The 23,152-nt window shown below is 66.0% G+C and carries 20 protein-coding genes and 1 pseudogene; 11 read left to right on the top strand and 10 right to left on the bottom strand.

Annotation, left to right across the window (positions count from 1 at the left end):
- Nucleotides 1-58 precede the first annotated feature (58 nt).
- The 6 genes from G020_RS0101785 to G020_RS0101750 all read left to right on the top strand — a co-directional run bounded on the left by G020_RS0101785 (nucleotide 59) and on the right by G020_RS0101750 (nucleotide 8,327).
- Complete coding sequence (locus G020_RS0101785) at nucleotides 59-1,861, top strand: glycoside hydrolase family 15 protein (protein WP_024328415.1); 1,803 nt, start codon at nucleotides 59-61, stop codon at nucleotides 1,859-1,861.
- Nucleotides 1,862-1,919: 58 nt separating this feature from the next.
- Complete coding sequence (treY, locus tag G020_RS0101780; protein WP_024328414.1) at nucleotides 1,920-4,577, top strand: malto-oligosyltrehalose synthase; 2,658 nt, start codon at nucleotides 1,920-1,922, stop codon at nucleotides 4,575-4,577.
- Nucleotides 4,574-6,328, top strand: coding sequence for a malto-oligosyltrehalose trehalohydrolase (gene treZ, locus G020_RS0101775; RefSeq protein WP_024328413.1), 1,755 nt, complete (start codon nucleotides 4,574-4,576; stop codon nucleotides 6,326-6,328). The genes treY and treZ overlap by 4 nt, the downstream gene beginning before the upstream one ends.
- 105 nt (nucleotides 6,329-6,433) lie before the next feature.
- A complete protein-coding gene (locus tag G020_RS0101770; RefSeq protein WP_024328412.1) occupies nucleotides 6,434-7,174 on the top strand; it encodes a bifunctional 2-polyprenyl-6-hydroxyphenol methylase/3-demethylubiquinol 3-O-methyltransferase UbiG in 741 nt (246 codons plus the stop codon).
- Between the two features lie 92 nt (nucleotides 7,175-7,266).
- Nucleotides 7,267-7,476, top strand: a complete 210-nt coding sequence (locus tag G020_RS0101765) for a hypothetical protein (RefSeq protein WP_018945821.1) — start codon at nucleotides 7,267-7,269, stop codon at nucleotides 7,474-7,476.
- A gap of 335 nt (nucleotides 7,477-7,811) precedes the next feature.
- Entirely contained in the window at nucleotides 7,812-8,327 is a 516-nt protein-coding gene (locus tag G020_RS0101750; protein ID WP_018945819.1) for an MOSC domain-containing protein, read from the top strand.
- Nucleotides 8,328-8,470: 143 nt separating this feature from the next.
- Here the strand turns inward: G020_RS0101750 and G020_RS15580 are convergent, their stop codons facing one another.
- Nucleotides 8,471-8,596, bottom strand: a complete 126-nt coding sequence (locus G020_RS15580; protein WP_255349524.1) for a hypothetical protein — start codon at nucleotides 8,594-8,596, stop codon at nucleotides 8,471-8,473.
- Nucleotides 8,597-9,030: 434 nt separating this feature from the next.
- Between G020_RS15580 and G020_RS0101740 the strand changes: the two genes are divergently transcribed.
- Nucleotides 9,031-9,639 carry a PAS domain-containing protein gene (locus G020_RS0101740; RefSeq protein WP_024328411.1) on the top strand — a complete coding sequence of 203 codons (609 nt, stop codon included), beginning with the start codon at nucleotides 9,031-9,033 and terminating at the stop codon, nucleotides 9,637-9,639.
- A 25-nt stretch (nucleotides 9,640-9,664) separates the two neighbouring features.
- Nucleotides 9,665-12,184: a chemotaxis protein CheB gene (locus G020_RS0101735; RefSeq protein ID WP_024328410.1), complete on the top strand. Its 2,520-nt coding sequence runs from the start codon at nucleotides 9,665-9,667 to the stop codon at nucleotides 12,182-12,184.
- Nucleotides 12,185-12,197: 13 nt separating this feature from the next.
- Here G020_RS0101735 and G020_RS0101730 read toward each other — a convergent pair whose 3' ends face one another.
- Together G020_RS0101730 and G020_RS14860 are read right to left on the bottom strand one after the other, a co-directional pair.
- Nucleotides 12,198-12,455 carry a BON domain-containing protein gene (locus G020_RS0101730; RefSeq protein WP_051130311.1) on the bottom strand — a complete coding sequence of 86 codons (258 nt, stop codon included), beginning with the start codon at nucleotides 12,453-12,455 and terminating at the stop codon, nucleotides 12,198-12,200.
- A 137-nt stretch (nucleotides 12,456-12,592) separates the two neighbouring features.
- Nucleotides 12,593-12,745: a DUF3309 family protein gene (locus tag G020_RS14860; protein WP_208854537.1), complete on the bottom strand. Its 153-nt coding sequence runs from the start codon at nucleotides 12,743-12,745 to the stop codon at nucleotides 12,593-12,595.
- A gap of 207 nt (nucleotides 12,746-12,952) precedes the next feature.
- Here G020_RS14860 and G020_RS0101720 point away from each other — a divergent pair.
- Nucleotides 12,953-13,096 (top strand): annotated as a pseudogene (locus G020_RS0101720) (fatty acid desaturase); the annotation flags it as partial.
- Nucleotides 13,097-13,141: 45 nt separating this feature from the next.
- On the opposite strand, the gene G020_RS0101715 reads toward G020_RS0101720, so the two are convergent.
- The gene (locus G020_RS0101715; RefSeq protein WP_196800297.1) at nucleotides 13,142-13,876 is read right to left on the bottom strand and encodes a Crp/Fnr family transcriptional regulator; all 735 of its coding nucleotides are present in this window, start codon (nucleotides 13,874-13,876) and stop codon (nucleotides 13,142-13,144) included.
- A gap of 198 nt (nucleotides 13,877-14,074) precedes the next feature.
- A complete protein-coding gene (locus G020_RS0101710) occupies nucleotides 14,075-15,400 on the bottom strand; it encodes a GGDEF domain-containing response regulator (protein ID WP_024328406.1) in 1,326 nt (441 codons plus the stop codon).
- A 477-nt stretch (nucleotides 15,401-15,877) separates the two neighbouring features.
- Between G020_RS0101710 and G020_RS0101705 the strand changes: the two genes are divergently transcribed.
- Entirely contained in the window at nucleotides 15,878-16,735 is an 858-nt protein-coding gene (locus tag G020_RS0101705) for a BON domain-containing protein (RefSeq protein ID WP_024328405.1), read from the top strand.
- 59 nt (nucleotides 16,736-16,794) lie between these two features.
- On the opposite strand, the gene G020_RS0101700 is transcribed toward G020_RS0101705, so the two are convergent.
- The 5 genes from G020_RS0101700 to G020_RS0101680 all read right to left on the bottom strand — a co-directional run bounded on the left by G020_RS0101700 (nucleotide 16,795) and on the right by G020_RS0101680 (nucleotide 22,318).
- Nucleotides 16,795-18,282 (bottom strand): phosphomannomutase, encoded by a 1,488-nt coding sequence (locus G020_RS0101700; RefSeq protein ID WP_231363032.1) that lies wholly within the window; start codon nucleotides 18,280-18,282, stop codon nucleotides 16,795-16,797.
- 2 nt (nucleotides 18,283-18,284) lie between these two features.
- Entirely contained in the window at nucleotides 18,285-19,718 is a 1,434-nt protein-coding gene (locus G020_RS0101695; RefSeq protein ID WP_018945809.1) for a mannose-1-phosphate guanylyltransferase/mannose-6-phosphate isomerase, read from the bottom strand.
- A 24-nt stretch (nucleotides 19,719-19,742) separates the two neighbouring features.
- Complete coding sequence (gene galE, locus G020_RS0101690; protein WP_024328403.1) at nucleotides 19,743-20,771, bottom strand: UDP-glucose 4-epimerase GalE; 1,029 nt, start codon at nucleotides 20,769-20,771, stop codon at nucleotides 19,743-19,745.
- Nucleotides 20,768-21,583, bottom strand: a complete 816-nt coding sequence (locus tag G020_RS0101685; RefSeq protein ID WP_024328402.1) for a YdcF family protein — start codon at nucleotides 21,581-21,583, stop codon at nucleotides 20,768-20,770. Before G020_RS0101685 ends, galE begins: the two co-directional genes overlap by 4 nt.
- Nucleotides 21,584-21,691: 108 nt before the next feature.
- Complete coding sequence (locus tag G020_RS0101680) at nucleotides 21,692-22,318, bottom strand: XrtA/PEP-CTERM system exopolysaccharide export protein (protein ID WP_018945806.1); 627 nt, start codon at nucleotides 22,316-22,318, stop codon at nucleotides 21,692-21,694.
- Nucleotides 22,319-22,867: 549 nt separating this feature from the next.
- Here G020_RS0101680 and G020_RS0101675 point away from each other — a divergent pair.
- On the top strand, nucleotides 22,868-23,047 hold the full coding sequence (locus tag G020_RS0101675; protein ID WP_024328401.1) for a CsbD family protein: 180 nt from the start codon (nucleotides 22,868-22,870) through the stop codon (nucleotides 23,045-23,047).
- Nucleotides 23,048-23,152: the final 105 nt, after the last annotated feature.

The following is a 23,152-nucleotide window of genomic DNA, read 5'->3' as shown; positions in this document are numbered from 1 at the left end:
CAGGATTCGTCACGAAACCCCAATCTTCTGGCTAACGACAAGACTTCAGGGGGTTCCGTTGAACGCCACCGAGCTGCCCCCGTACCCGCGCGATGGCTACCTCCCGATCGAGGACCACGGGCTGATCGGCGACGGCACCACCGCGGCCCTGGTGGGGCGCGACGGCTCCATCTCCTGGCTCTGCATTCCGCGGTTCGATTCCGACGCCCTGTTCTGCGGCCTGCTGGACCATCGCAACGGCGGCTCCTTCACGGTAGCTCCGGAAAACCTGACCGGTGCCACGCAGCGCTACGAGCCGGACACCGGGGTGCTCGTAACGGACCTTTCGGGGCCGGAGGGGCGCGTCCGCGTGACCGACGCGCTGACTTTCCGCGCCGGCGCCGACCTGTCGGAAGATGCCCCCGCCGGGCGCGGCGAACTCCTGCGGATAGTCGAGGTAGTGGAGGGGCGCGTGCGCCTGCGGGTCCGGCTGGAACCGCGCGGTGACGCCGAGTGCCGGCCGCATGCCGCGGGCCTGCAACTGCGCCTGCAGCGCCGCCCGGATCTCGAGCCGCACCTGGCCTCCTCGCTTCCGCTGGCCGGGCTGGACACCACCCACGAGCTGTCCGCGGGCGAACGCCACCACCTCATCCTCAGCTGGGAATCCGCGGGGCACCGCTTCCATCCCCGCCCGCCGGAAGAACTCCTCGCGGACACCATCGCGGTCTGGCGCGACTGGATGCGCTCGTTCCGCTACCAGGGTCCGCAGACGGCACTGGTCCGCCGCTCCGCGATCACCCTGAAGATGATGGATTACACCGCGACCGGCGCGATGATCGCCGCACCCACCTCCTCGCTGCCGGAGGCGATCGGGGGACCGCGCAACTGGGATTACCGCTATGCCTGGATCCGCGACGCGGCGTTCTCGGTCTATGCGCTTGCCCAGATCGGCATGGGGCACGAGGCCGAGGGTTTTCTTGGCTGGGTACTCGATGCGGTGGACCGGGCCGGGCGGCCACGCGTGCTGTATGACGTGGACGGCCACGCCCCCCCACCGGAATGGCACGACCCCGGACTCGAGGGGTACCGCGGGTCTGCGCCGGTGCGGTGGGGCAATGCCGCCGCCGAGCAACGCCAGCATGACGTGTTCGGCGAGATCATGGACTGCGCCTGGCAATGGGTGCGTCGCGGCGGCGCACTCGAACCCGCGCTATGGGACCGGCTGCGGCGCCTCGTGGAAGCGGCGGCGAGAGAATGGCAGACACCCGACCACGGGATCTGGGAGGTGCGTACACCGGGGCGCCCGTTCACCTATTCCGCGGCGCTGTGCGCGGTGGCACTGGACCGGGGGGCGCGCATGGCCCGATCCATGGGCATGGAGACCGATGCCCGACGCTGGGAAATGGAGTGCGAGCGGATCCGCACGGCCATCCTCGAGCAGGCCTGGGACCCGCACCAGCAGACCCTGACCGAACACCTCGGCGGCGGCGGGATCGACGCCAGCCTGCTGGCCCTGCCCCTGCGGCGGGTCATTCCCGCCGACCATCCACGCATGGTCGCTACCACTCGCGCGGTGGTGCGTCGGCTGGGCGCCGGCGACGGACTGCTGTTCCGCTATCTTCCCGATGAATCCCCCGACGGACTGGCCGGCCACGAGGGTGCCTTCCTGCTGTGCAGCTTCTGGCTGGCCGACAACCTTCTGGGCCAGGGCGAACGGGACGCCGCGATGGAGCTCTTCGAATCGCTGTGCGCCCGAGCCAGCCCGCTGGGCCTGCTGCCGGAACAGATCGACCCGGGCAGCGGGGCCTTTCTCGGCAACTTCCCGCAGGCGTTCAGTCACGTCGGGCTGATCTCCACCGGCATCAACCTGGGCCGGACCTGATCCGCATCCGACCCGGCCGGGCGTTCCGGTTTTGACGGTTTCGTGCTATGAGAGAGGGGTGAGCGCTCGACCCGTCGCAACCTACCGTCTCCAGCTGCATCCGGGGTTCACCCTGGATGACGCGGCCGCGGTCGTGCCGTACCTGGCCGACCTGGGCATCAGCCATGTCTACCTGTCGCCGTTCCTGCAGGCCGTCTCCGGCAGCACCCATGGCTATGATGTCGTCGACCCGGGCCGCGTGAATCCCGAACTGGGCGGCGAAGCCGCGCGCAAACGGCTGAACGTCGCCCTCGCCCGCGCCGGCATGGGGCAGGTGCTGGACATCGTTCCCAATCACATGGCGATCGCCGGCGACCAGAACCCCTGGTGGTGGGATGTCCTCGAAAACGGGCCCTCCAGCCGCCACGCCCCCTGGTTCGACGTTGACTGGGCAGCCGCGGAAGAGCGCTGGCCCGACAAGGTACTGCTGCCGGTCCTGGGCGACCATTACGGCCGTATCCTCGAGGCGGGCGAACTGCAGCTGCGGTTCGCCGAAGGCCGGTTCACGCTGCACTATTACGAACACCGCTTCCCCGTCGACCCCTCCTCCCTGCATGACCTGCTCCAGCGGGTCTACCGGCGCAGCGGCCCGGAGCTGCTCGGCTTTCTGGCCGAGTCCTGCGCACGCCTGCCACGCCCGCGGGTGACCGGCGGCGAGCCGGCCGAACGGCGCCGACGCGACCAGGATGTGATCCACCGGCTACTGGACGAGACCTGCCGCGACAACGCCGGGACCCGGGCCGCCGTCCAGGCCGAGGTCGATGCCATCAACGCCAGCCCCGATGCGCTGGACGCCCTGATCGGTGAACAGAACTACCGGCTTGCCTGGTGGCGCACCGCCGCAGAGGATCTGGGCTACCGCCGCTTCTTCGACATCAACGATCTGGCCGGGCTGCGCGTGGAGCGGCGCGAGGTCTTTGACGCGATCCATGAGCTGCCCCTGCGCTGGACGGCCGAAGGCAGCGTGGACGGACTGCGGGTGGACCACCCCGACGGGATGCGCGACCCCGGGGAATACTTCCGGCGCCTGCGCGAGGCCTGCCCGGAGGCCTGGATCGTGGCCGAGAAGATCCTGGAACCCGGCGAGCGCCTGCCACCACAGTGGCCGATCGCGGGGACCACGGGCTACGACTTTCTGAACCGGGTCCAGGGCCTGTTCGTGGATCCCGCCGGGGAGCCCCCGATGACCTCGCTGTACGAGAGCTTCACCGGGGAACCCGCGGATTGCGACACCGTGGTGGTCGCGAGCAAGCGCCAGGTCCTGCGGGAGCTTCTGGGCAGTGAACTCCACCGGCTGACCTCGCTGTTCGTGCTGATCTGCGAACGCCATCGCCGCCACCGCGACTACACCCGCGAGCAGCTGCATCACGTGCTGCTGGAGGTCGCCGCCCGCTTTCCCGTCTACCGCACCTATCTGGCCCGGGGCGCCGACGTGACCGAGGCCGATGCCCGCTACATCCGCAGCGCCATCGAACAGGCGCATGCCGAAGCCCCGGAGCTGGATGCCGAGCTCCTGGACTTCCTGCGCGCCCTGCTCTCGCTGGAGGTGGAAGGGGAGCAGGAGTCCGAGCTGGCCCTGCGCTTTCAGCAGCTCACCGGCCCGGCGATGGCCAAGGGCGTGGAGGACACCGCCTTTTACCGGTTTCATCGGCTGGTGGCGCTCAACGAGGTGGGCGGCGCGCCGGACCGGTTCGGGGTATCCCCCGCCGATTTCCATCGCGCCTGTCGCGACGCCCTGGAACAGCACCCGGACGCCATGCTCGCCACATCCACCCACGACACCAAGCGCAGCGAAGACGTGCGCGCCCGCCTGCTGCTGTTGTCGGAGATCCCGCAGGCCTGGGGCCGCGCCGTGGCGGCATGGAGCGAACGCAACACCCCCCACCGCTCGAGCACCGGCCCCGATGCCGCGACGGAGTATCTGATCTACCAGACCCTGGTGGGTGCCTGGCCGATCGATCCCGAACGCCTCTGCGCCTACCTGGAGAAGGCCGTCCGCGAAGCGAAACGCCACACGCGCTGGACCCGCCAGGATCCGGACTACGAACGGGCCGTAATGGATTTCGCCCGCGGGCTGCTGGACGACCGGGCATTCGTCGAGGCGCTCGAGGCCTTCGTCCGGCCGCTGGTGGCGCCCGGGCGGGTCAACAGCCTGGCGCAGACCCTGATCAAGTGCACGGTACCCGGGGTGCCGGACACCTACCAGGGGACGGAGCTGTGGGATCTCAGTCTGGTGGATCCCGACAACCGGCGGCCGGTGGACTTCGGGCTGCGCCGTGAGCAGCTGGCCCGACTGGACGTGCTGTCACCCGCCCGGATTATGGATCGCGCCGATGAAGGCCTCCCGAAGCTGTGGCTGCTGCGCGAGGCGCTGGCCCTGCGTCGGCGCCGGCCCGGGGCGTTCGGGGCCGACGGCAGCTATCAGCCGGTGGCCGCCCGCGGGCCCCGCGCCGACCACGCCGTAGCCTTTTTGCGCGGCGACCAGGTGCTGACCCTGGTGCCCCGGCTGGTGCTCGGGCTGGCCGACGGCTGGCAGGACACCGTGCTTCCTCTGCCGCCGGGGCGGTGGCGCAATGTCCTGAGCGGGGAGGACTTCGACGGCGGTGACATCCCGCTCGCGCAACTGCTGGCGACGTTCCCGGTGGCCCTGCTCGAACGCACGGGAGGTGTGCAGTGACCCGGGTGGCGGTCTGGGCCCCGCACGCTGCCGACGTCACGCTGGAATGCGCCGGCGAACGCTTCCCGATGGCGCGCCGCGAGGGTGGCTGGTGGGCGGTGGACGCGCCCGCCGTGGCACACGGCGTGGACTATGCTTTCCACATCGACGATCGCGGCCCCTTCCCCGACCCGCGTTCACCCTGGCAGCCACAGGGCGTCCACGGGCCGTCGCGCTGGCTGGAGCATTCCCGGTTCCACTGGAGCGATGCCGGATGGCGCGCCCCGCCGCTGGTCTCCGCAGTCATCATGGAGATCCACGTGGGGACCTTCACGCCGGCCGGCACCTTCGATGCGGTGATCGACCGTCTGGACCACCTCGTCCGGCTGGGCATCACCCACATCGAGCTGATGCCGGTGGCCGAGTTTCCCGGCGACCGCGGCTGGGGCTACGACGGGACCAGCCTGTTCGCCCCGCATCACGCGCTGGGCGGCCCGGACGGCCTGAAGCGCCTGGTGGACGCCTGCCACCGGCGCGGCCTCGCCGTGCTCCTGGATGTCGTTTACAACCACCTGGGTCCGGACGGCAATTATCTCGGTCAGTTCGGTCCCTATTTCACCGACACCTACAGCACGCCCTGGGGCGATGCCGTCAACCTCGATGGCCCCGACAGCGACGAGGTGCGGCGCTTTGTCCTCGACAACGCCCGCATGTGGCTGCGCGACTATCACTTCGACGGCCTGCGCCTGGACGCGGTCCATGCCATCGTCGACACCTCCGCCACCCACCTGCTGGAGGCCCTGGCCGACGAGGTTCGGCACCTGGAGACGCAGACCGGCCGACCGCTGGCGCTGATCGCCGAAAGCGATGCGAACGATCCGCGCCTGATCCGGCCGGTCGAGGTCGGCGGCTACAGCCTGGATGCGCAGTGGAACGAGGACTTTCACCATGCCCTGCACGCCCTGCTGACCGGCGAATCGCAGGGCTATTTCGCGGATTTCGGCCGACTTGAACACCTTGCCCGCGTGCTTACCCGCGGCTTCGCCCTGGACGGCTGCTACTCGCGCTACCGCCGGGGGGCGCACGGGCGGCCGGCCAGTGACGTGCCGGGGCGACGGTTCGTCGGCTGCCTGCAGAACCACGACCAGATCGGCAACCGGGCCACCGGGGAGCGCAGCAGCCATCTGCTGTCGCACGGTCTGCTGAAGGTCGGTGCCGCGCTGGTGCTGACCTCGCCGTTCATCCCCCTGCTGTTCCAGGGCGAGGAGTGGGCCGCGTCCACCCCGTTCCTGTATTTCACCGATCACCGCGACGCGGATCTGGCCGCGGCGGTGTGTCAGGGGCGCCGTGAGGAATTCGCCGGGTTCGGCCACGATCCCGCGCGCATCCCGGACCCGCAGGCCGCCGAGACCTTCGAGCGCTCGCGGCTCGACTGGGACGAACCCCTGCAGGCACCCCATGCAGACATCCTCGAGTGGCACCGCGCCCTGATCCGGCTGCGCCGTTCCCGAGCCGCCCTCGCCGACGACCGTCTCGACCGCATGCGCGTGGAATTCGACGAATCCCGCCGCTGGCTCCTGCTGCTGCGTCCCGATCTGGTGGTGGCCTGCAATCTCGCCGCCCGGCCGCAAACCCTCACCCTGCCGCCGGAGACCTCGCACCTGTCCCTGTACCTGCGTTCCGAGCCGGACATCCGACTGGATCACACCGGACTCCGGCTGCCCGCGGAAGCGGTCGCCGTGCTTGCCGGGCCGGACCCGCCGCAGGACTGAGAACGTGACGCATTCCCCTTTTTGCCAGCGGCGCCCGGAAACGCCACCTGCGTCCCCCGGCCCGGGCGACTACACTGGGCCCCACGCTCAACACCGGCCCTCCCCATGACGCACGATCCAGCCGCCCCTCCGGCATCGGAGGTCAGCGACGTCAACCAGCGCTTCTACGACCAGCTATGGGCGGACAGCCGCCTGGTCCGCCCCGAACGCTTCAACACCTGGAGCCTGGTTTCCGGCCTGGCCCGGAGCCACGACCGGCGACTCGAGGTCGGCCCCGGCATGCGCCCGCGCCTGCCCATCGAGAACACCCACTTCGTCGACATCAGCCCGCCGGCGCTGGATACCCTCGCCGCCGAGGGCGGCATCACCCATACCGCGCCGGTCTCCAACCTGCCGCACGCCGACGACAGCTTCGGTCTGGTGAGCGCCCTGGACATCATCGAGCACGTGGAGGACGACGAGGCGGCGCTGGCGGAGATCAGCCGGGTGGCCGAACCCGGCGCACAGGTCCTGCTCTCCACCCCGCTCCACCCCGAATACTGGACGCCGTTCGACGACATCGTCGGTCACTACCGGCGCTATGAACCCGACCGCCTCATGGACCTGCTCGACCGCCACGGTCTGGAGGTGGAACAAAGCGCGATCTTCGGCATGAAACCCCGCTCCTCGCGGCTGAACGACCTGGGCATGTGGTTCCTCGAGCGCCACCGGCCCGTGGCCATGAAGGTCTACAACCGCTTCCTCATGCCCCTGGGCCTGCGCCTGCAGAAACCGCTGAAACTCCATTCCGGCATGGTCGCCACCGACGGCGTGGAAGAGGTCTTCCTGGTCTGTCGACGCCGTTGATGAGACCCGCGCCGCAGCCCCGGACTTTTCAAGGCGCGGGTGTTCCGGCCAGACTGTAAACCTGTCCACGTCGCAAGGCCCCTCCCATGCGAATGCATCACTGCGCGCGCCCGTTACTCCTCCTCGCCATCGTCCTGCCGCTGGCCAGTGGCTGCGCGGCCGTCAGCGTGGCCAGCTCGGCCACCAGCGCCGCCGTCAGCGTCACCACCGGCACCGTCAAGGCCACCGGCAGCACCGCGGCCGCCCTGGGGCGCACCATCACCCCCAGCGGCAAGGACGACGACGAGGACAAAGACGAATAACCGGCGCGATACCCCGGCGGATTGCCGAAGCCGGGCATCAGCAACGCGGCCTTCACCGGCTACTGATCCAGCGCCAGTGCGAGAGCCTCCGGTCGGCGTGACACTTCCAGCTCAACATGTACCCCCTGCGCCAGGACTACGTCTCCCACCTGCTGGAACTCGCCGGGGATCCTTTCGTCCGCAGAACGGTCGTAGCATGGGACAGCCAGACCGAGGGCCGATCCCATGAAATCTTTCGAGATCGAACGCGACCGGACAGTGGACCCCGCCGCGGTGGAACGCTACCGCGCACTGGACAGGATGTGGCCGAGGGACCAGAAAGCCCCGGACGCCCCATGATCCGACCCTTCCGCCGCCGCACCGCGACCGGCACGCTGGACGCTATCTGGATCGCGGAACAGGCTGGCGCGCCGATGGCCCCGTGCGAGCGCATCGAACTCGACCTCGCGGGCCTCCAGGGCGATCGCTACCACGAGGGCCGGGGGCACTGGCATCCCGTCGAGGCCTGCCGCGTCACCCTGATCGGCGCCGAGGAGCTCGAACGGGCCCGGCGCCGCGCGCGGCGCCTGCGCCATCCCGCCAATCTCGTCCCCGGAGAGCACCGCCGCAACCTGGTGGTCTCCGGACTCGGACGCAACCCGCGCGAGGGAGAACTCCGTATCGGCGACACGCGCTTCGTCGTCGAGCGGCCGCGACCGCCCTGCGGCTGGCTCAATCAGGTCGTCGGCTACAACCTGGCGGCCGCCCTGCGCCACGACAGCGGCATATGCCTGCGCCCGCTCGAGACCGGGACCCTGCACGTCGGTGATCCCGTTCACTGGCACACGGCCCGCCGGAAAAGCGCCCCGTGAAGCACCACACTCCAGGCGGCCGCAAGGCCTCGCAGCCGCAGCTCATGCACCCGACGCGTGACTCGCCAACCGGCCGGTCCACGGCGTTGCGCCGCACAATCTTCTCTCGGGCAACGACGTGACGTTCGCGCGAGCAAGGCACTTCAGCGGGGAATAATCCGCGGCGCAGTCGTATCCTGCTTCTTCAGCTTCTTCGCCGCCTTCTTCTCTTTGGGCGTCAATACCGGTGGTTTCCTGGCTTCTTTGTTGCGCTGTCGAAGTTTGCTCATGATTGGCCTCCCGGGGAAACACGGATGCGTGTTTCCCTCAGTTTTTGTGGCGGCCCGTTCCGGCCGCAGCCCACGGGGGTTCTTCCGGATCCGGCGAACCGGAATGCATTCATCGAAGTCCGAAAAAACCCAGAATAAACAGGATGACGACGATCAGACCTATGATATAAATTATGTTGTTCATGAGGTTCTTCTCCGGGGTGGGAATGCCTCGGAATCGCATTTCGCAACCGAGATTGACCAGCATGACCGGTCGGTTCTCTGCGGTCTGTACGACAACGAACACTCGATCAAGGCCGTATACTCAAGGGAGGTCATACTGTCCCCACGGGTTCGGCACAATCCGACACCCGGGGAAGCCAGCGGAACCGGATTGGGTTCCGCGGTCCAGGGCGGGGCGAATGCCGCTCGCCCTCATCTCCAACGGAGGTTCCATGTCCAGTCTCACGCACCATCCCGGCGACCATGACCGGTTACGCAGCGACGCCGAAGAACGGCTCCGGGAAGGCACCGCTCCACCCAGTCGCGGCTGGACCATAAGCCCGGACGCACTGGCGCTGCTGTACCGGCTGGCCAGCAACCCGACCGAAGCCGGCGAAGCACTCAAGCTGCTGCATGAGCTGCAGACCCACCAGGTGGAGCTGGATCTGCAGCATGAACAACTGGTGGCCAACGAGCAGGAGCTGGCCCAGGAAAGGGACCGCTACAAGGCCTTGTTCGATTTCGCCCCGGTCGGCTATTTCGCCATGACCCCGGAGGGTCAGGTCATCGAAGCCAATCTGGCCGGTGCCCAGTTGCTGGGGGCCGCACGCACCAGCCTGGTTGGCGAGAGTCTCGCCGGTTTCCTCGCCCACGGAAGCCGGCCCGCGCTCACCGGCCTGCTCGGCCGCCTGCGGGATGGTCACGCCCAGGCATGCTGCAAGGTGCAACGCACGGGGGAGGAAGGCGTCGTGCACGAGCTCCATGGCGTGGCCAATACCTCCGCGAGCGGCGACTCCGTACTGCTGATCGTTTCGCCATCCGGCCAATCTCCCGAGGCCTGAGCACAGCCTCGGGCTTCGGCGGGCAATGGAGACTCAAACGCCTCCCTCCTCGACCCGGCCGCCGTCCATCGTGGGTATCGGCGCCTCCGCCGGTGGCCTGGCGGCACTGGAGCAATTCCTCGGAAAGGTACCGCCTGACAGCGGCCTGGCCTACGTCGTGGTGCAGCATCTGGATCCGACGCAGAAGGCGCTGCTGCCCCAGCTGCTGCAACGCGTAACCGCGATGCCGGTGCGTGAAGCCGAACACGGCACGCCGGTCAGGCCGGACTGCGTGTACGTGATCCCGCCGGACACCCAGCTGACCGTGGCCAATGGCACCCTGCAACTGGCCCGTCCGTCGGAGCCGCGGGGCCTGCGGCTACCGATCGATGTGCTGTTCTCCTCCCTGGCCGGCGACCAGGGAGAACGGGCCATCGGAGTCGTGCTCTCCGGCATGGGCTCCGACGGCACGCTGGGTGCCCTGGCCATCAAGGCAGTAGGCGGCCTGACCGTGGCCCAGGAGCCCGGGTCGGCGCAGTTCGAGTCCATGCCGCGCAGCGCCATGGCCGCGGATTGTGCCGACATCATCGGCCCGCCCGCGGCATTGCCGGCCCGCATCCGGGCCTATGCGGCCCGGATGCGCGACCCGGCCCCCCCGAGCCAGGACAATGGAGCGCAGGCCCTGGAAAGGATCGTGCGTCTGCTGCAACAACGCACCGGGCACGACTTCTCGCTTTACAAGTCCAGCACCCTGCAGCGCCGGATCGAGCGACGCATGGGCATTCACGAACTCTCTTCACTGGTGCACTACGCGGATTTCCTGGAACACAACACACAGGAAACCGACCTGCTGTTCTCGGAGCTGCTGATCGGCGTCACCGCCTTCTTTCGAGATCCGATGGTCTGGGAATATCTGGCGGAAACGGCCCTGCCGGCACTGCTCGTGCGGCGCGCTCACGAGCCCGAGCTGCGCGCCTGGGTCATCGGCTGCTCCACCGGCGAAGAGGCGTATTCACTGGCCATGGTCTTCAGTGAAGTGGTGGCACGATTGCCGCAACCCCATGGGTTCACCCTCGAAATCTTCGCCTCGGACCTGAGCGCGGATGCCATTGCGACGGCACGCCGCGGCATCTATCCCCTTTCGATCCGCGACCAGATCGGTCAGGAGAGGCTGGACCGTTTTTTCATCGAGCACGAGACCCACTACCGAATCAAACCGGAAATCCGTGACATGGTGCTGTTTGCCCAGCATGATGTGGCGCTCGCCCCCCCCTTCACCCGGCTCGACCTGATCGCCTGCCGCAACCTGCTGATCTATCTCGGCCCCGAATTGCAGCGCAAACTGGTGCCCCTGTTCCATTACTGTCTGCGTCCCGGAGGACTGCTGTTACTGGGTGGCGCCGAAACAGTGGGGGCATTCGGCTCCCTTTTTACGCCCGTCGAATTCCGATTGCGGCTCTATCAGCGCCGGGACGCGGCCCTGCAGAACGGCGCCCATTTCCTGCTGAACTCGTTTCCACCGCTTTCCGGCAGAACCAAGGAGGCTCGCGTGTCCCCTTCCGACCCCCGTTCTCCACTCCCCTGCAACCTCCAGACGGCGGCCGACCAGCTGCTGCTGCAGGTGTACGCACCGGCGGCGGTCCTGCTCAACGAAGCAGGGGACATCGTCTACATCAGCGGGCATACCGGAAGATACCTGGAGCCCGCGGCCGGGAAGGCTACCTGGAATATCTTCGCGATGGCGCGCGAGGGGCTGCGCGGGGCGTTGGTCGGTGCGCTGGAACGGGCCTCCGCCAGCCAGCAGCCGCAGCACCTCCACCGGGTGGAAGTGACAAGCCCGGGTGGCCCCTGCCGCGTGGCGGTCACGGTGGATCCCCTGCAGGAACCCGGGCCCCTGCAGGGCATGACCATGATCGTGTTCCGCGATGCCCCGCTTCCCCCGCCGGGTGACGGCGATATCCAGGATGCCGACGGAGACGTCCGCACGGCCGAATTGCAGCAATGCCACGACGAAATCCACCGCCTGCGCAACGAGGCGCGTTCCTCCCGGGAAGACCTGCAGTCCGCCAACGAGGAGCTGCAGTCCACTAATGAGGAACTTCGCTCGGCGAACGAGGAATTGATGACGTCCAAGGAAGAAATGCAGTCCATGAACGAGGAACTGCAGACCATCAATGCCGAGCTTCAGACCAAGCTGGACGATCTGGCACTGGCCCAGAGCGACATGCAGAACCTGCTCAACAGTGTCGAGATCGCGATCCTGTTCCTGGACCAGAACCTGAACGTGCGGCGGTATACCGAACGGGCCGCGACCCTCATCCACCTGCGGGAACGGGACCTCGGGCGGCCGCTGAGTGACCTGAACACGACTCTCGACTACCCCGGCCTGCACGACGATGCGCGCGAAACCCTGCGCACCCTCGCCTTTTCGCAGAAGCAGGTCCGGGCCGATGACGGCCGCTGGTTCTCGGTCCGCATCATGCCCTATCGCAGGCTGGACAACGTGATCGACGGGGTGGTGATCACCCTGCTCGACATCACCGGCCCCAACAGCCCGGAGCCGTAGAGCTCAACGGAGGTCACTTGAGCTGCATGTCGTTCTCGACGGACCGCACGCCCTCGACACCACTCGCAATCTCCACCGCCTTGTCGATATCCTCCCGTGAGCTGACGAAACCGCTCAGTTGCACGCGGCCCTGGTGGGTCCTGACCCTCACTTCGAATCCGCTCAGGGAGGGCTCGTTGAACAGCGCCGTCTTCACCTTGGAGGAGATCACGGAATCGTCGACGGTTTCGCCAAAGCTTCTCTGACTCTCCGTGGCGGCACAGCCCGCCATGAACAGGGCCAGCAGCACAGCAACGAACAGAAGCGCAAAGTGCTTGTAATTGTACACAATCCAGGACTCCTCTTTAGAAGGGCAAGGGCGGCGAAAAAGCCCGGTCAAACCTTCCCTTGCCGTTGTTTCCGGCGGTATCAGATGTGACCCAGCAACAGCAGGACAAGGAGGATGACCAGCACCACTCCTATCAGCCCGCTGGGGGCATAACCCCAGTTCCGGCTATGTGACCAGGTCGGGATCACGCCGATCAGCAGAAGGATAAGGACGATAATCAGGATGGTTCCCACGGGCATGATGTAGTTCCTCCGGCACGGTGAGCGATATCGGTCGCGTCATTGCGACTGATGCATGGCTTCACTCTCGCGCCAGCAGGACGGGGAGGTCTGTACGTTGCCGAACACACAGCGTGGCGTAACGGCGCCCACCGAACCGGCAGGAATGCGCAGCCGGCTTGCCGGGAGGCCGGGGATGTGCGCTTGCGTACATACAGCCAGCGCGCGGGACGGATGCCCTGGCTCAGCACCATGGGCACCAATGCGGCCATCGTTGCGCTTGGCGCCCTGCTGATGTCGATGGTGGGTGCGGGGGCTTTCGTCGTCCATCTGCCCATCGCCAGTCTGGCCGCCGCGATCGGGATCCCGTGTGTGAGCGGTCATGCACCCCCAACGAGCCGGTAGCGCCGTTCAGTGACGTTGGCGCACCCGGGCAGCAGTCAAGTGACGGATGCCACACACCGGTTCCTGCTCCCGGGGCGGCCACGGCATCAGCCGATCCGTTTCTTTCCTGACGACCTTGTAGCACTCGCAGCTCAGCTGCTCCAGCGCGGGACGGTCCAGCACCGTGATGTGCCCGCGCCGATAGTGGATCACGCCCAGCTCGTGCAGCTTGCGGGCCGCCTCGGTAATCCCCTCGCGGCGCACGCCCAGCATATTGGCGATCAGCTCCTGGGTCATGACCAGTTCGTTCCCCGGCAGCCGGTCCAGCGACAGCAGCAGCCAGCGGCACAGTTGCTGCTTGATGGTGTGGTGGCGATTGCAGACCGCCGTCTGCGCCATCTGCGTGATCAGAACCTGGCTGTAGCGCAGCATCAGGCGCATCAGCTCGCCATGCTGGTTGATCTCGCCGTCGAAAAGCGGGACCGACATCCGGAAGGCATGGCCGCCACTTTGGACCACCGCGCGACAGGTCATGCTGCCACCCCCCATGAACGACCCGATGCCGACCATGCCGTCGTTGCCCACCACCGCGATCTCGGCCGAGGAGCCGTTCTCCGTCAGGTACAGCAGCGACACGATTGAATCCACCGGAAAATAAACGTAGCTCGGCCGATCACCGGCCTCGCACAGCACCTCGCCCAGCGTCAGCGTGACGGGTTCGAGCAACGCAAACACGCGCGCACAATCTTCCGAAGAAATCATGCCGAGAATATGGTTTTCCCCTAGTTCAGTCGATTGCGACATATCCTTCAATTCCCCCCCGTGACTAAGGCCGTTCTCCCCCCCGACCGCCTGAAGCTCCCGTTCAGGTCATACGACTGCACGACACCTGCCCTATCAGATGCGCCAACAAAGTTGTCATTTCATTAAGGATAGAGGTATTTTCACATTATGCGAGCTTCAGGTTACATGCCCCAGCCGCATCCCGGCAGTAAAAGATCGACAACGACCCTTGCCATGCGCCTTGGCATCCAGCATCGCAACATCCGCGTCATGTATAAGGTCATCAGGATTGTCGTCATCATTCGGATAAAGGCTGATGCCGATACTCAAATGGATGCGAAGCCTGTGCCCGTCGATCTCCAGCGGTTCGGCAAACGCCGCGTGCAGCTTCTCGGCAGCCAGCGCCGCATCCTGCGCCTGATTGATTTCGGTCAGCAGGATCACGAACTCGTCACCGCCATAGCGGCAGACGGTGTCGGAAGCCCGCACGCAGCTCAGAAGACGTTCCGCGGCGCCCTGCAGCACCCGGTCACCGATCGCGTGCCCGAGCGAGTCGTTGATCTCCTTGAAATCATCCAGATCCAGAAACAGCAGCCCGACCAGTTTTTGATTGCGCCGGGCCAGGGGGATCGCCCGTGAGAACCGTTCTTTCAGCAACAGTCGATTCGGCAATCCGGTCAGCCCGTCATGCTGGGCCAGATAGGCCATCTTTTCGGTGACCGCGCGCGCCTGATTGCGGTCGTGAAATACGATCACCGCCCCGGTCACCCGGCCATCGCGGTCGTGGATGGGTGCCGCGGAATCCTCGATCACGATCTCGGTGCCGTCGCGACGGATCAACACGCAGTCCATGGCCAGCCCCACGGTCCGGTCCTGATCGATGGCCCGCCAGGCCGGATTTTGCCCCGCCTCGCGGGTGGCCCCGTCGATGATGTTGAACACCTTCCTCAGCGGCTGGCCCAGCGCCTCCGCCCCGGACCAGCCGGTCATCTGCTCCGCCACGGGGTTCAGATAGGTCACGTTGTAATCCAGATCGGTGGCCAGCACGGCGTCGCCGATCGAGTCGAGCGTGACCCGGCTGCGCTCTTTTTCCTCGAACAGTTTCTTTTCCGCCTGGCGCAATACCCGCTCGGTAGCCTTGCGTTCCATCACATAGCGCAGCGCACGCGGGAGCCAATAGGGATCCGCTCGTCCCTTGGCGAGATGGTCGAATGCCCCGTGGCGAACGGCTCGGCGCGCGGTTTCTTCAGTATCGGCCGCGCTCAGCACGAGGATCAGGGCCTCGGGCTGGGCCCGGTAAACCCGGTCAAAGGCCTCGACCCCCTCTCCGTCCGGCAACATCAGGTCCAGCAGTACCACGTCGAACGTGTTGCGTGCCAGATGCCCCAGGGCATCGGCCAGACACGTCACCCATACCACATCAAACCTTCGCGTCTCCGGCTCCCCCAGTGCCTTCAGGATCCATTCGGCATCGGACTGGCTGTCCTCGATCAGCAAGATCATGCGTGGCCCGGCATTCAGGGCGGACCGAAACGATGACCCCGGAACTGGTTCCTCACTGTTGCCCATTCACTGGCCCCCATCGAATGCATGAAGCATTCGATGCTAGTTGACCGGTTACACGCGATCGGTTCGGTATCGAACAAACGCCTGACCGGGTTCCTGATTCCAGATCCTCAGTGGATTCCCACGGGATCGCCCCCGTGAGCAATACATACGGGTCCAGAAGCAATTCGCATACCACACACCCAAGGGGTTAATAAAAAAAGCTTTTATGGACTGATGAAATAAAACCAATGAAAGAATGTAAATTTTATTGACATACCAGTCCGTTTTGAAACGGTAAAAAAGGAGGAGCATGCGGCCACGCATTGCACTTGCGTCGGCGAATACGAGGGGATGAGTGGGATAACGTACGGACACCACGAAGACGCTGCGTCAGTCTGGCGATGCAGCCAAAACTGGAAACGGGATCACGCCATGAACACAACGTTTCGAAAACTGATCATTGCCTCGGGTGTCGCACTCGCGCTTGGTGCCACCAGCGGCGCTGCCACCGAGGACTCGCCGTCCGGCAACCCGAGCGACATCCGGCTGGAGGAGCGGATCTCGACTACCTACGCCCTGGATCCGCACCTGCAGGAGGGCGATATCACGGTGTCGGTGGAGGATGGCAAGGCCACGCTGACGGGAACGGTACCGGAAGACATCCACAAGGAGATGGCGGAACAGTTCGCACGAAACGTTGAGGGTGTCACCGAAGTGGACAACCAGCTGATCGTCGATGCGGAGTACGTTCCTCCGGAAACGACAGACTCGCCCGGCTTCGGCGAACGGATCGCCGATGCGACGATCACCGCCGCGGTGAAATCCCGGCTGATGTGGTCGCGGCACGCGGAAGGGCTGGCCACCGACGTGAGCACCGCGTCCGGTCACGTCACGCTGGAGGGGACGGCTGAATCGGAGGAGGCGAGTGAGCTCGCCGAGCGGCTGGCCATGACCACCACCGGCGTGATCTCGGTGGAAAACCGGCTGGAAATCCGGGATCCGGACACCGCCGAAGCACCCGACACGGATGACGGCCCCGTGGCCGGGCCCCGGGAGACTGCGTCTGACACCGGAGACTACATCAGTGACACCTGGATCACCACCAAGGTACGGTCTACCTTCATCTGGTCCAGCGGCGTAAGCGCCAGGGACATCTCGGTGAGCACCGAGGATGGTATCGTCACCCTCAGCGGTGAGGTGGACAGCGAAGCGGAGCACCAGATGGCGATCGAGCTGGCCGAACAACTGCGCGGCGTAAGGCGGGTCGACGCCTCTGGGCTCACGTTCTGAGCGGGCTCACTGCGAGCAGAGACCGCCGTCGACCACGGGGATGTGGTGCCGGTGAACGGTTATCCGGACAAAACGGCCAGATTTGAAAGGGCTGTGCTGACCAGGTCCCGCGCCCGATCCTCGCGGTCTGCTTCCGCGTAACAACGCAGCTCCGGGGCGTTGCCCGAGGGTCGCAGGTGTACGATGTCGCCGTTGGCGAGGGTCGCGCGCAGACCATCGGTGGTGTCGAGCGCCGTGACCGAAGCGGGCAACCCGAGGGAACGCTGGAACGCCGCCCCGTCCTCTTGCCACCGATTCAAAAGGCCCCGGCTGCGTTCAGAGGGGAAATCCCGGAGCCGGTCACTGGCGGTGTAACGTGCCGGCAAATCCGCCATCAGGGCCGAAAGCGGGACATCCGCCCGGGCTGCCGCCACCATCAAGGCCAGCGCGGGAAGCAGCGCGTCACGGGTCGGCAACGGCTCCAGCCGGCGCCCGTTTTCCTCCACTGCGGTGCCCAGGAGAAAGCCACCATTGGCTTCGAACCCGGCCACGCGGTCAAACTGCGCTCCCAGCCGCTCCATCCCGGCCAGCACATGGGGCGAACCGATCTGCGTGCGAACGACCCTTTGGAAGTCACCGCAGGCCTCGATGGCGGTGTTGCAGCTCACCGGCACGGCCAGTGCCTGAATGCCCAGCGCCCGGGCACACAGCAGACCCACGATATCGCCATGCAGCCAGTGCCCCCGCTCGTCCGCCAGCAGCGGGCGATCGCCATCACCATCCGTGGTGAACAGGGCATCCAGCTGGTAGCGGCGGGCCCAGACTTCACCGTTGCGGCGATCCGCGTCACTGACCGCCTCCGTATCCACCGGGACAAAGCGTTCGCTGCGCCCCAGTACCACCACCTCGGCCCCCAGGGCCTGCAGAACCTGCCGATTAAGTGCGCGCCCGGCGGCGGAGTGCTGATACAGCCCGATGCGCCTGCCGGTCAGAGGCTGCCCCGGGAACCAGTCCGTATAGCGGGCCGTATAGCGGCGTGCGGCATGCTCACTCAGGGGCATGCGCTCGCCGGGTCCGCATTCGGGCAGCGCGCTGCTCACGGCCATGATCGCCTGCTCGTCGGCCTTGGTGATCTCGCCGTCCGGCCGATAGAACTTGATGCCGTTGCGATCGAAGGGGATATGACTGCCGGTAATCATGATGCCGGGCATGCCCCCGGCCATGGCCTCCAGGGCCAGTGCCGGGGTCGGCAGCACGCCACAGTCGATCACTTCCACCCCCATTGCGTGTGCCGCTGCGGTGCAGGCTGCGGCCATCGGCGGGCTCGCGGGGCGCCGGTCGAGCCCCAGCACCAGCTGCCGCACCTCGTCCCGCTCGCGCATCACGGTCAGGAACGCCGCCGTGAAGGCCGTACAGACCGGATCACCGAATTGCTCGACCCGGCCCCGCGCTCCGCTGGTCCCGAAGGCCACGCCACTGCGGGCCAGGACTTCGTCGATCCGGGGGCGGCGCGAATCCACCCGCCCGCTTGCGCTCGAGCGACCGGGTCCATGTTGTCCGGCGGGCATGCTCAGCTCCGTCCGTAGCTGTCGTCCAGGCGCACGATGTCATCCTCGCCCAGGTATTCCCCGCTTTGCACCTCGACCATCACCAGCGGAAGAATGCCGGGGTTCTCCAGGCGGTGCTGGTGACCGGCCGCGATGTACGTCGACTCGTCCGTTCTCAGCAGGTGCTCGCTTTCGCCGTTGACCACCCTGGCCGTACCGCGCACCACCACCCAGTGCTCGCTGCGATGGTGATGCATCTGCAGGGACAGCGACGCCCCCGGCTTCACCTCGATCCGTTTCATCTTGAAGCGTTCGCCCTCCTCCAGCACGGTGTAGGTGCCCCAGGGGCGATGCACGGTCACGTGGTGGTGATGCAGCTCACCGCCATTGGCCTTGAGACGCTGGACGATCTTCTTTACGTCCTCGCTGTGCTCCTTGCGGGCCACCAGCAATGCATCAGCGGTATCCACGATCACCAGGTCCTCCACGCCCACGGCGGCGACCAGACGATGCGGGCTGCGAACATAGGTATCGCGGCAGTCTTCCAGTTCGGCCTGGCCGACGACGCGATTGCCCGCCGCATCCGGCTCCACCAGCCCGGCCATCGCCTGCCACGACCCGATATCGCTCCAGCCCGGGTCGCAGGGCACCACGGAGACCCGCGAGGATTTTTCCATCAGGGCGTAGTCGATGGAGTCATCCTCGACCGCACCGAAGCTCTCCGGCGCAAGCCGAGTTACGCTGTGCCCCTCCCCTTCGCTGCGGCCGGCGGCCTCCAGGGCAGCGGTCACGGCCTGCAGCAGAGCCGGCGCGTGCCGGTTCAGCTCTTCGAGCAGGGTGCCCGCACGAAAGCAGAACATACCCGCGTTCCACAGATGCCGGCCACCGGCGAGATACTGCTCCGCCTGCTCGCGATCGGGCTTCTCCACGAAACGTTCGACCTCGAGGACATGGCTGCCGGACAGATCGCTGCCCTCCGGGACCTGGATATAGCCGAAAGCGGTTTCCGCGCGCGACGGCGGGATGCCGAAAGTCACCAGGCGCCCGTTCGCGGCCGCCGCTGACGCGCGCGCCACCGCCCGCACGAAGGCGTCCTCGTCCGTCACCAGGTGATCGGCCGGAAGCACCAGCATCAGCGCGTCGTCGCCGTAGCGGGCCTGCAGCTCCAGCGCCGCGGCACACACGGCAGGCGCCGTGTTGCGTCCGAAGGGCTCCAGCAGGTAGTGCAGCGGCACGGACAGCGCCAGCTCGCGGTATTCGTCCTCGGTGCGGAAGAACAGATCGCGATTGGTCACCGTGGTCAGACTCTCCACGCTGCCGGTGGCCACTGCACGCAGACAGGTCTTCTGCAGGAGCGACCGCCCGTCTTCCATCCGGATGAAGGGTTTCGGGTTGGTTTCCCGGGAGACCGGCCACAGTCGGGAACCGACGCCCCCCGCAATGATGACGATATGCATACAAACACCTCCGGGAAACGCTGATCAATGTGCGTGTTTGCGCTCGAATCGCCGGTGCGCCCCGGGGTGGGCCGTGGCCGGAAATGCCGCGACTTTCTCCTCCCAGGCCAGGGCATGACGTACGATCAGGTCAAGATTGGCGTATTGCGGTCGCCAGACCAGGGTCCCGCGGATGCGCTCGGCGTTGGCCAGCAGCGCGGGCGGATCGCCTTCCCGACGCCCGCCGAAGGTCACCGCGAAATCGACACCGCTCGCGCGCTTCACGGCGTCGAGCACTTCGAGCACGCTGTAGCCATGGCCATAGCCACAGTTGAGGACCTGCGAATCGCCGCCGCGCTGCAGGAATTCGAGGGCACGCACATGGGCGGCCGCCAGATCCTCGACGTGGATGTAATCCCGTTCGCAGGTGCCATCGCGGGTGTCGTAGTCGGTGCCGAACACGGTGATGCCGTCGCGCTGGGCGGTGGCGGCCTGACAGGCGACCTTGATCAAATGGGTGGCGTCGGGTGTGGCCTGACCGAGGCGCCCGCGGGGATCGGCACCGGCCACGTTGAAATAGCGCAGACTGACATAGCGCAGGCGGGAAGCGGCCCCCAGATCCATCAGCATCCGTTCGGACATCATCTTGGAGGCGCCGTAGGGATTGATCGGCTGCAGCGGGGCATCCTCCGCCACCGCGGACGTATCCGGGATACCGTAGACGGCGGCGGTGGAGGAGAACACGAAATAGCCCACGCCGGTATCCGCGCATCCCCGCAGCAGGTTCAGGGTGTTGCGGGTGTTGTTGTCGTAGTACTTGAGTGGTTCGGCCACTGATTCCGGAACCACGATGTGGGCGGCAAAGTGCAGCACACCTTCGAATCCGCGCGCCAGAACCCGCCACAGGCTCTCGCTGTCGGCAAGATCCGCGACCACCAGCTCGGCGTCACCCACGGCCCATGCATGGCCGGTCGAGAGGTTGTCGTAAACGGTGACCGCATGCCCCGCTTCGCGCAGATGCCGCACCACGTGGCTGCCGATATAGCCGGCGCCGCCTGTTACCAACAGTTTCATGATGATATCCCCTGTTCCCGGCCTCCGGATGGCTGTTCCGCATTCGCAGGCGTTGCCGGGCGGTCCCGGGACCGCCACCGATACCACTGGATGCCCAGATATTCGTGCATTGCCAGCCAGCTCATACGCAGTGCACTGGCCCGGGGCCGGAACACCCCGGGCGACATCCCGTTGTCCGGGGCTATGAACGCCCCGGTCGGGGCCGGGATCACCTCGACCCCCGCTTGTTCGAACGCCCGTATGGCCCGCGGCAGGTGGTGGGCGTGGGTCACCAGCAACGGGCGCTCCAGCCCGGCCTCGCGCAACAGCCGGGCCGAATGCAGCGCATTGCCCCGCGTATCGCGGGACCGGTCCTCCCGCAGGATCGAACTCACGCCGAATTCTTCGAGCACCTCGGCCATCCACCGCGCCTCCGGCTCGCGACCTTTCGCGGCACCCCCGGAAGCGATCACCGGGAGTCCCGTACGTCGATGCAGCACCGCCGCATAGCGCAGGCGGACCAGGGCGAGGTCATTGACCGTCTCCCCGGAAAACTCCGCCGCACCGCTGCGGTAACCCGCCCCCAGCACCACGATGGCGTCGGCCTTGACCAGCACCGGATCATCGGGAGGCTCATACGGGGTCTGCAGCGGTGCCATCAGTGCGTAGCCCACTGGCGGGATGGAAAAGAGATAGAGCAGCAGGACCCCGGCCACGGCGAGCCATCGACCCGCCGGCCGGTGCCAAAGCAACAACCCGACCATGGCCAGCACCAGAGGTCCCGCGGGAGGCAGAAGCCAGGCGGCCAGCGCGCGCAACGAGAAGATCTCCAGAATGAGCCCCCCTTCATCGTCAGGTGAAACCTGCGGGGAGCGCTGTCCCGGGCCAGCACTGGCCACGGGGACGTCGCGCACCCGGAGAAACCGCACCCGACAGGCACCTCAGAAACGCCGTTCGGGGATAATCAGGGTGTCGCCCGGGACCATGTCGACGTTGGCCGAGATGTCCCCCCCGTTGACCAGGTCATCGAGACGTACCCGGTATTGCTGCCGCTCACCATCCTCCTGACGCACGATCAGTGCGCGATTGCCGGCGGCGAAGTCGGTAATACCCCCGACGGCGATCATCACGTCCATCACGCTCATGTCTTCGCGGTACTGCAGTGCCTGAGGCTCCGCCGCCTGTCCGATCACGCGAATCTGGCGGTCATACGGGCCTGCAAAGCCGGTCACCATCACGGTCACGATCGGGTCGCGCAGCAAACGCGAGAGTTCTTCTTCCATCTCCCGGGCCAGTTCGGTCGGGGTCCGGCCGCTGGCCTGCACGTCCTCTACCAGGGGTGTCGTGATCTGCCCGTCGGGCCGCACGGACACCCCGGTGGAGAGGTCCGGATTGCCACGCACCGATACCTGGAGGGAATCCCCCGGACCAATCACGTACTGATCCAGCACGGCCTGTTCAACCTCGCTCGGAGCATCCGGTGAATCATTCATGGCACAGCCGGCCAGCAGCAGTGGCACGAGAATGATCAGAGCCGGCCCGGCGTTTCGAAAGTATGAAATGGACATTGTGATTTCTCCCCTGGCTTTCAGTATTTCAAGAAATGGCTAAGAACACCCCTGCCTCGCCACACCCCCGAACCTGAAATCGATCCGCAATCGAAAACAACGATCGGCCATGATGCGGGTGTTTTTGTTCTGGTTAACAGCCAGCTTTCAGATCGAGCATAGTCCAACTCAAGGGAACATTTCCAGAGCAGAATTAATGTCAACAAATTTTACATTGGACACCCGCGGACGCATGTTGGCGAACCCGATCAATGCGACACCGGAGATGTTCAATGTGGCCGAGTCATCCTCCTTGCCGAAACGGCGTCGCCAGTTTGGGGAAGAGCCCCATAAGAACGCAACTGCCGGTTTTTCCCGCCTCAGTCACCCGCCAGGTCGCCGGGAAAGCGACCGCCTGCAAAGACGAACCGAATTCTCCCGAGAGCCGGGATTTGTTCGGTAGCGCACAGACGCCCCCTCCCCAGACCATTAGTTTTCCACTCAACGCAGCCCCCGATCCATGACGGGATTTGGAGAACCGGGTACTGCTGTTCATATGGAGGAATTGAAATGAACAAGAATCAGATCAAGGGCAGGACAGACGCTGCCAAAGGCAAGGTCCAGGAAATCGCCGGAGACATTACTGGTGACAAGAAAACGGAGCAGGAGGGAAAGATGAAAAAATACGGCGGAAAGGCCGAGGCCGCCTACGGGGATCTCAAGAGCGACATCAATAAAGCCACGGACTGACCCATCGCGGAACGGAGAACAACAGGCCACCAGGGCGGGGGCTCGACGAGTGGGCTGGGGGTTGTCCTCCACGCCCCGCACGACTCCGCGGAACAAGTGGGAGAA

Origin of the sequence: Thioalkalivibrio sp. ALR17-21 (assembly GCF_000420185.1) — a bacterium.
GTDB lineage: Bacteria > Pseudomonadota > Gammaproteobacteria > Ectothiorhodospirales > Ectothiorhodospiraceae > Thioalkalivibrio > Thioalkalivibrio halophilus.
The sequence above is the reverse complement of the archived record's forward strand: the minus strand, read 5'-3'. Positions and strand labels throughout refer to the sequence as shown.

Bases quoted from the DNA above. Each gene is read 5' to 3' on its own strand.
- G020_RS0101770 (WP_024328412.1), top strand. From the start codon at position 6,434: ATGACGCACGATCCAGCCGCCCCTCCGGCATCGGAGGTCAGCGACGTC.
- G020_RS0101765 (WP_018945821.1), top strand. From the start codon at position 7,267: ATGCATCACTGCGCGCGCCCGTTACTCCTCCTCGCCATCGTCCTGCCG.
- G020_RS0101750 (WP_018945819.1), top strand. From the start codon at position 7,812: ATGATCCGACCCTTCCGCCGCCGCACCGCGACCGGCACGCTGGACGCT.
- G020_RS15580 (WP_255349524.1), bottom strand. From the start codon at position 8,596: ATGAGCAAACTTCGACAGCGCAACAAAGAAGCCAGGAAACCACCGGTA.
- G020_RS0101740 (WP_024328411.1), top strand. From the start codon at position 9,031: ATGTCCAGTCTCACGCACCATCCCGGCGACCATGACCGGTTACGCAGC.
- G020_RS0101735 (WP_024328410.1), top strand. From the start codon at position 9,665: ATGGAGACTCAAACGCCTCCCTCCTCGACCCGGCCGCCGTCCATCGTG.
- G020_RS0101730 (WP_051130311.1), bottom strand. From the start codon at position 12,455: ATGGCGGGCTGTGCCGCCACGGAGAGTCAGAGAAGCTTTGGCGAAACC.
- G020_RS0101715 (WP_196800297.1), bottom strand. From the start codon at position 13,876: ATGATTTCTTCGGAAGATTGTGCGCGCGTGTTTGCGTTGCTCGAACCC.
- G020_RS0101710 (WP_024328406.1), bottom strand. From the start codon at position 15,400: ATGATCTTGCTGATCGAGGACAGCCAGTCCGATGCCGAATGGATCCTG.
- G020_RS0101705 (WP_024328405.1), top strand. From the start codon at position 15,878: ATGAACACAACGTTTCGAAAACTGATCATTGCCTCGGGTGTCGCACTC.
- G020_RS0101700 (WP_231363032.1), bottom strand. From the start codon at position 18,282: ATGCCCGCCGGACAACATGGACCCGGTCGCTCGAGCGCAAGCGGGCGG.
- G020_RS0101695 (WP_018945809.1), bottom strand. From the start codon at position 19,718: ATGCATATCGTCATCATTGCGGGGGGCGTCGGTTCCCGACTGTGGCCG.
- galE (WP_024328403.1), bottom strand. From the start codon at position 20,771: ATGAAACTGTTGGTAACAGGCGGCGCCGGCTATATCGGCAGCCACGTG.
- G020_RS0101680 (WP_018945806.1), bottom strand. From the start codon at position 22,318: ATGTCCATTTCATACTTTCGAAACGCCGGGCCGGCTCTGATCATTCTC.
- G020_RS0101675 (WP_024328401.1), top strand. From the start codon at position 22,868: ATGAACAAGAATCAGATCAAGGGCAGGACAGACGCTGCCAAAGGCAAG.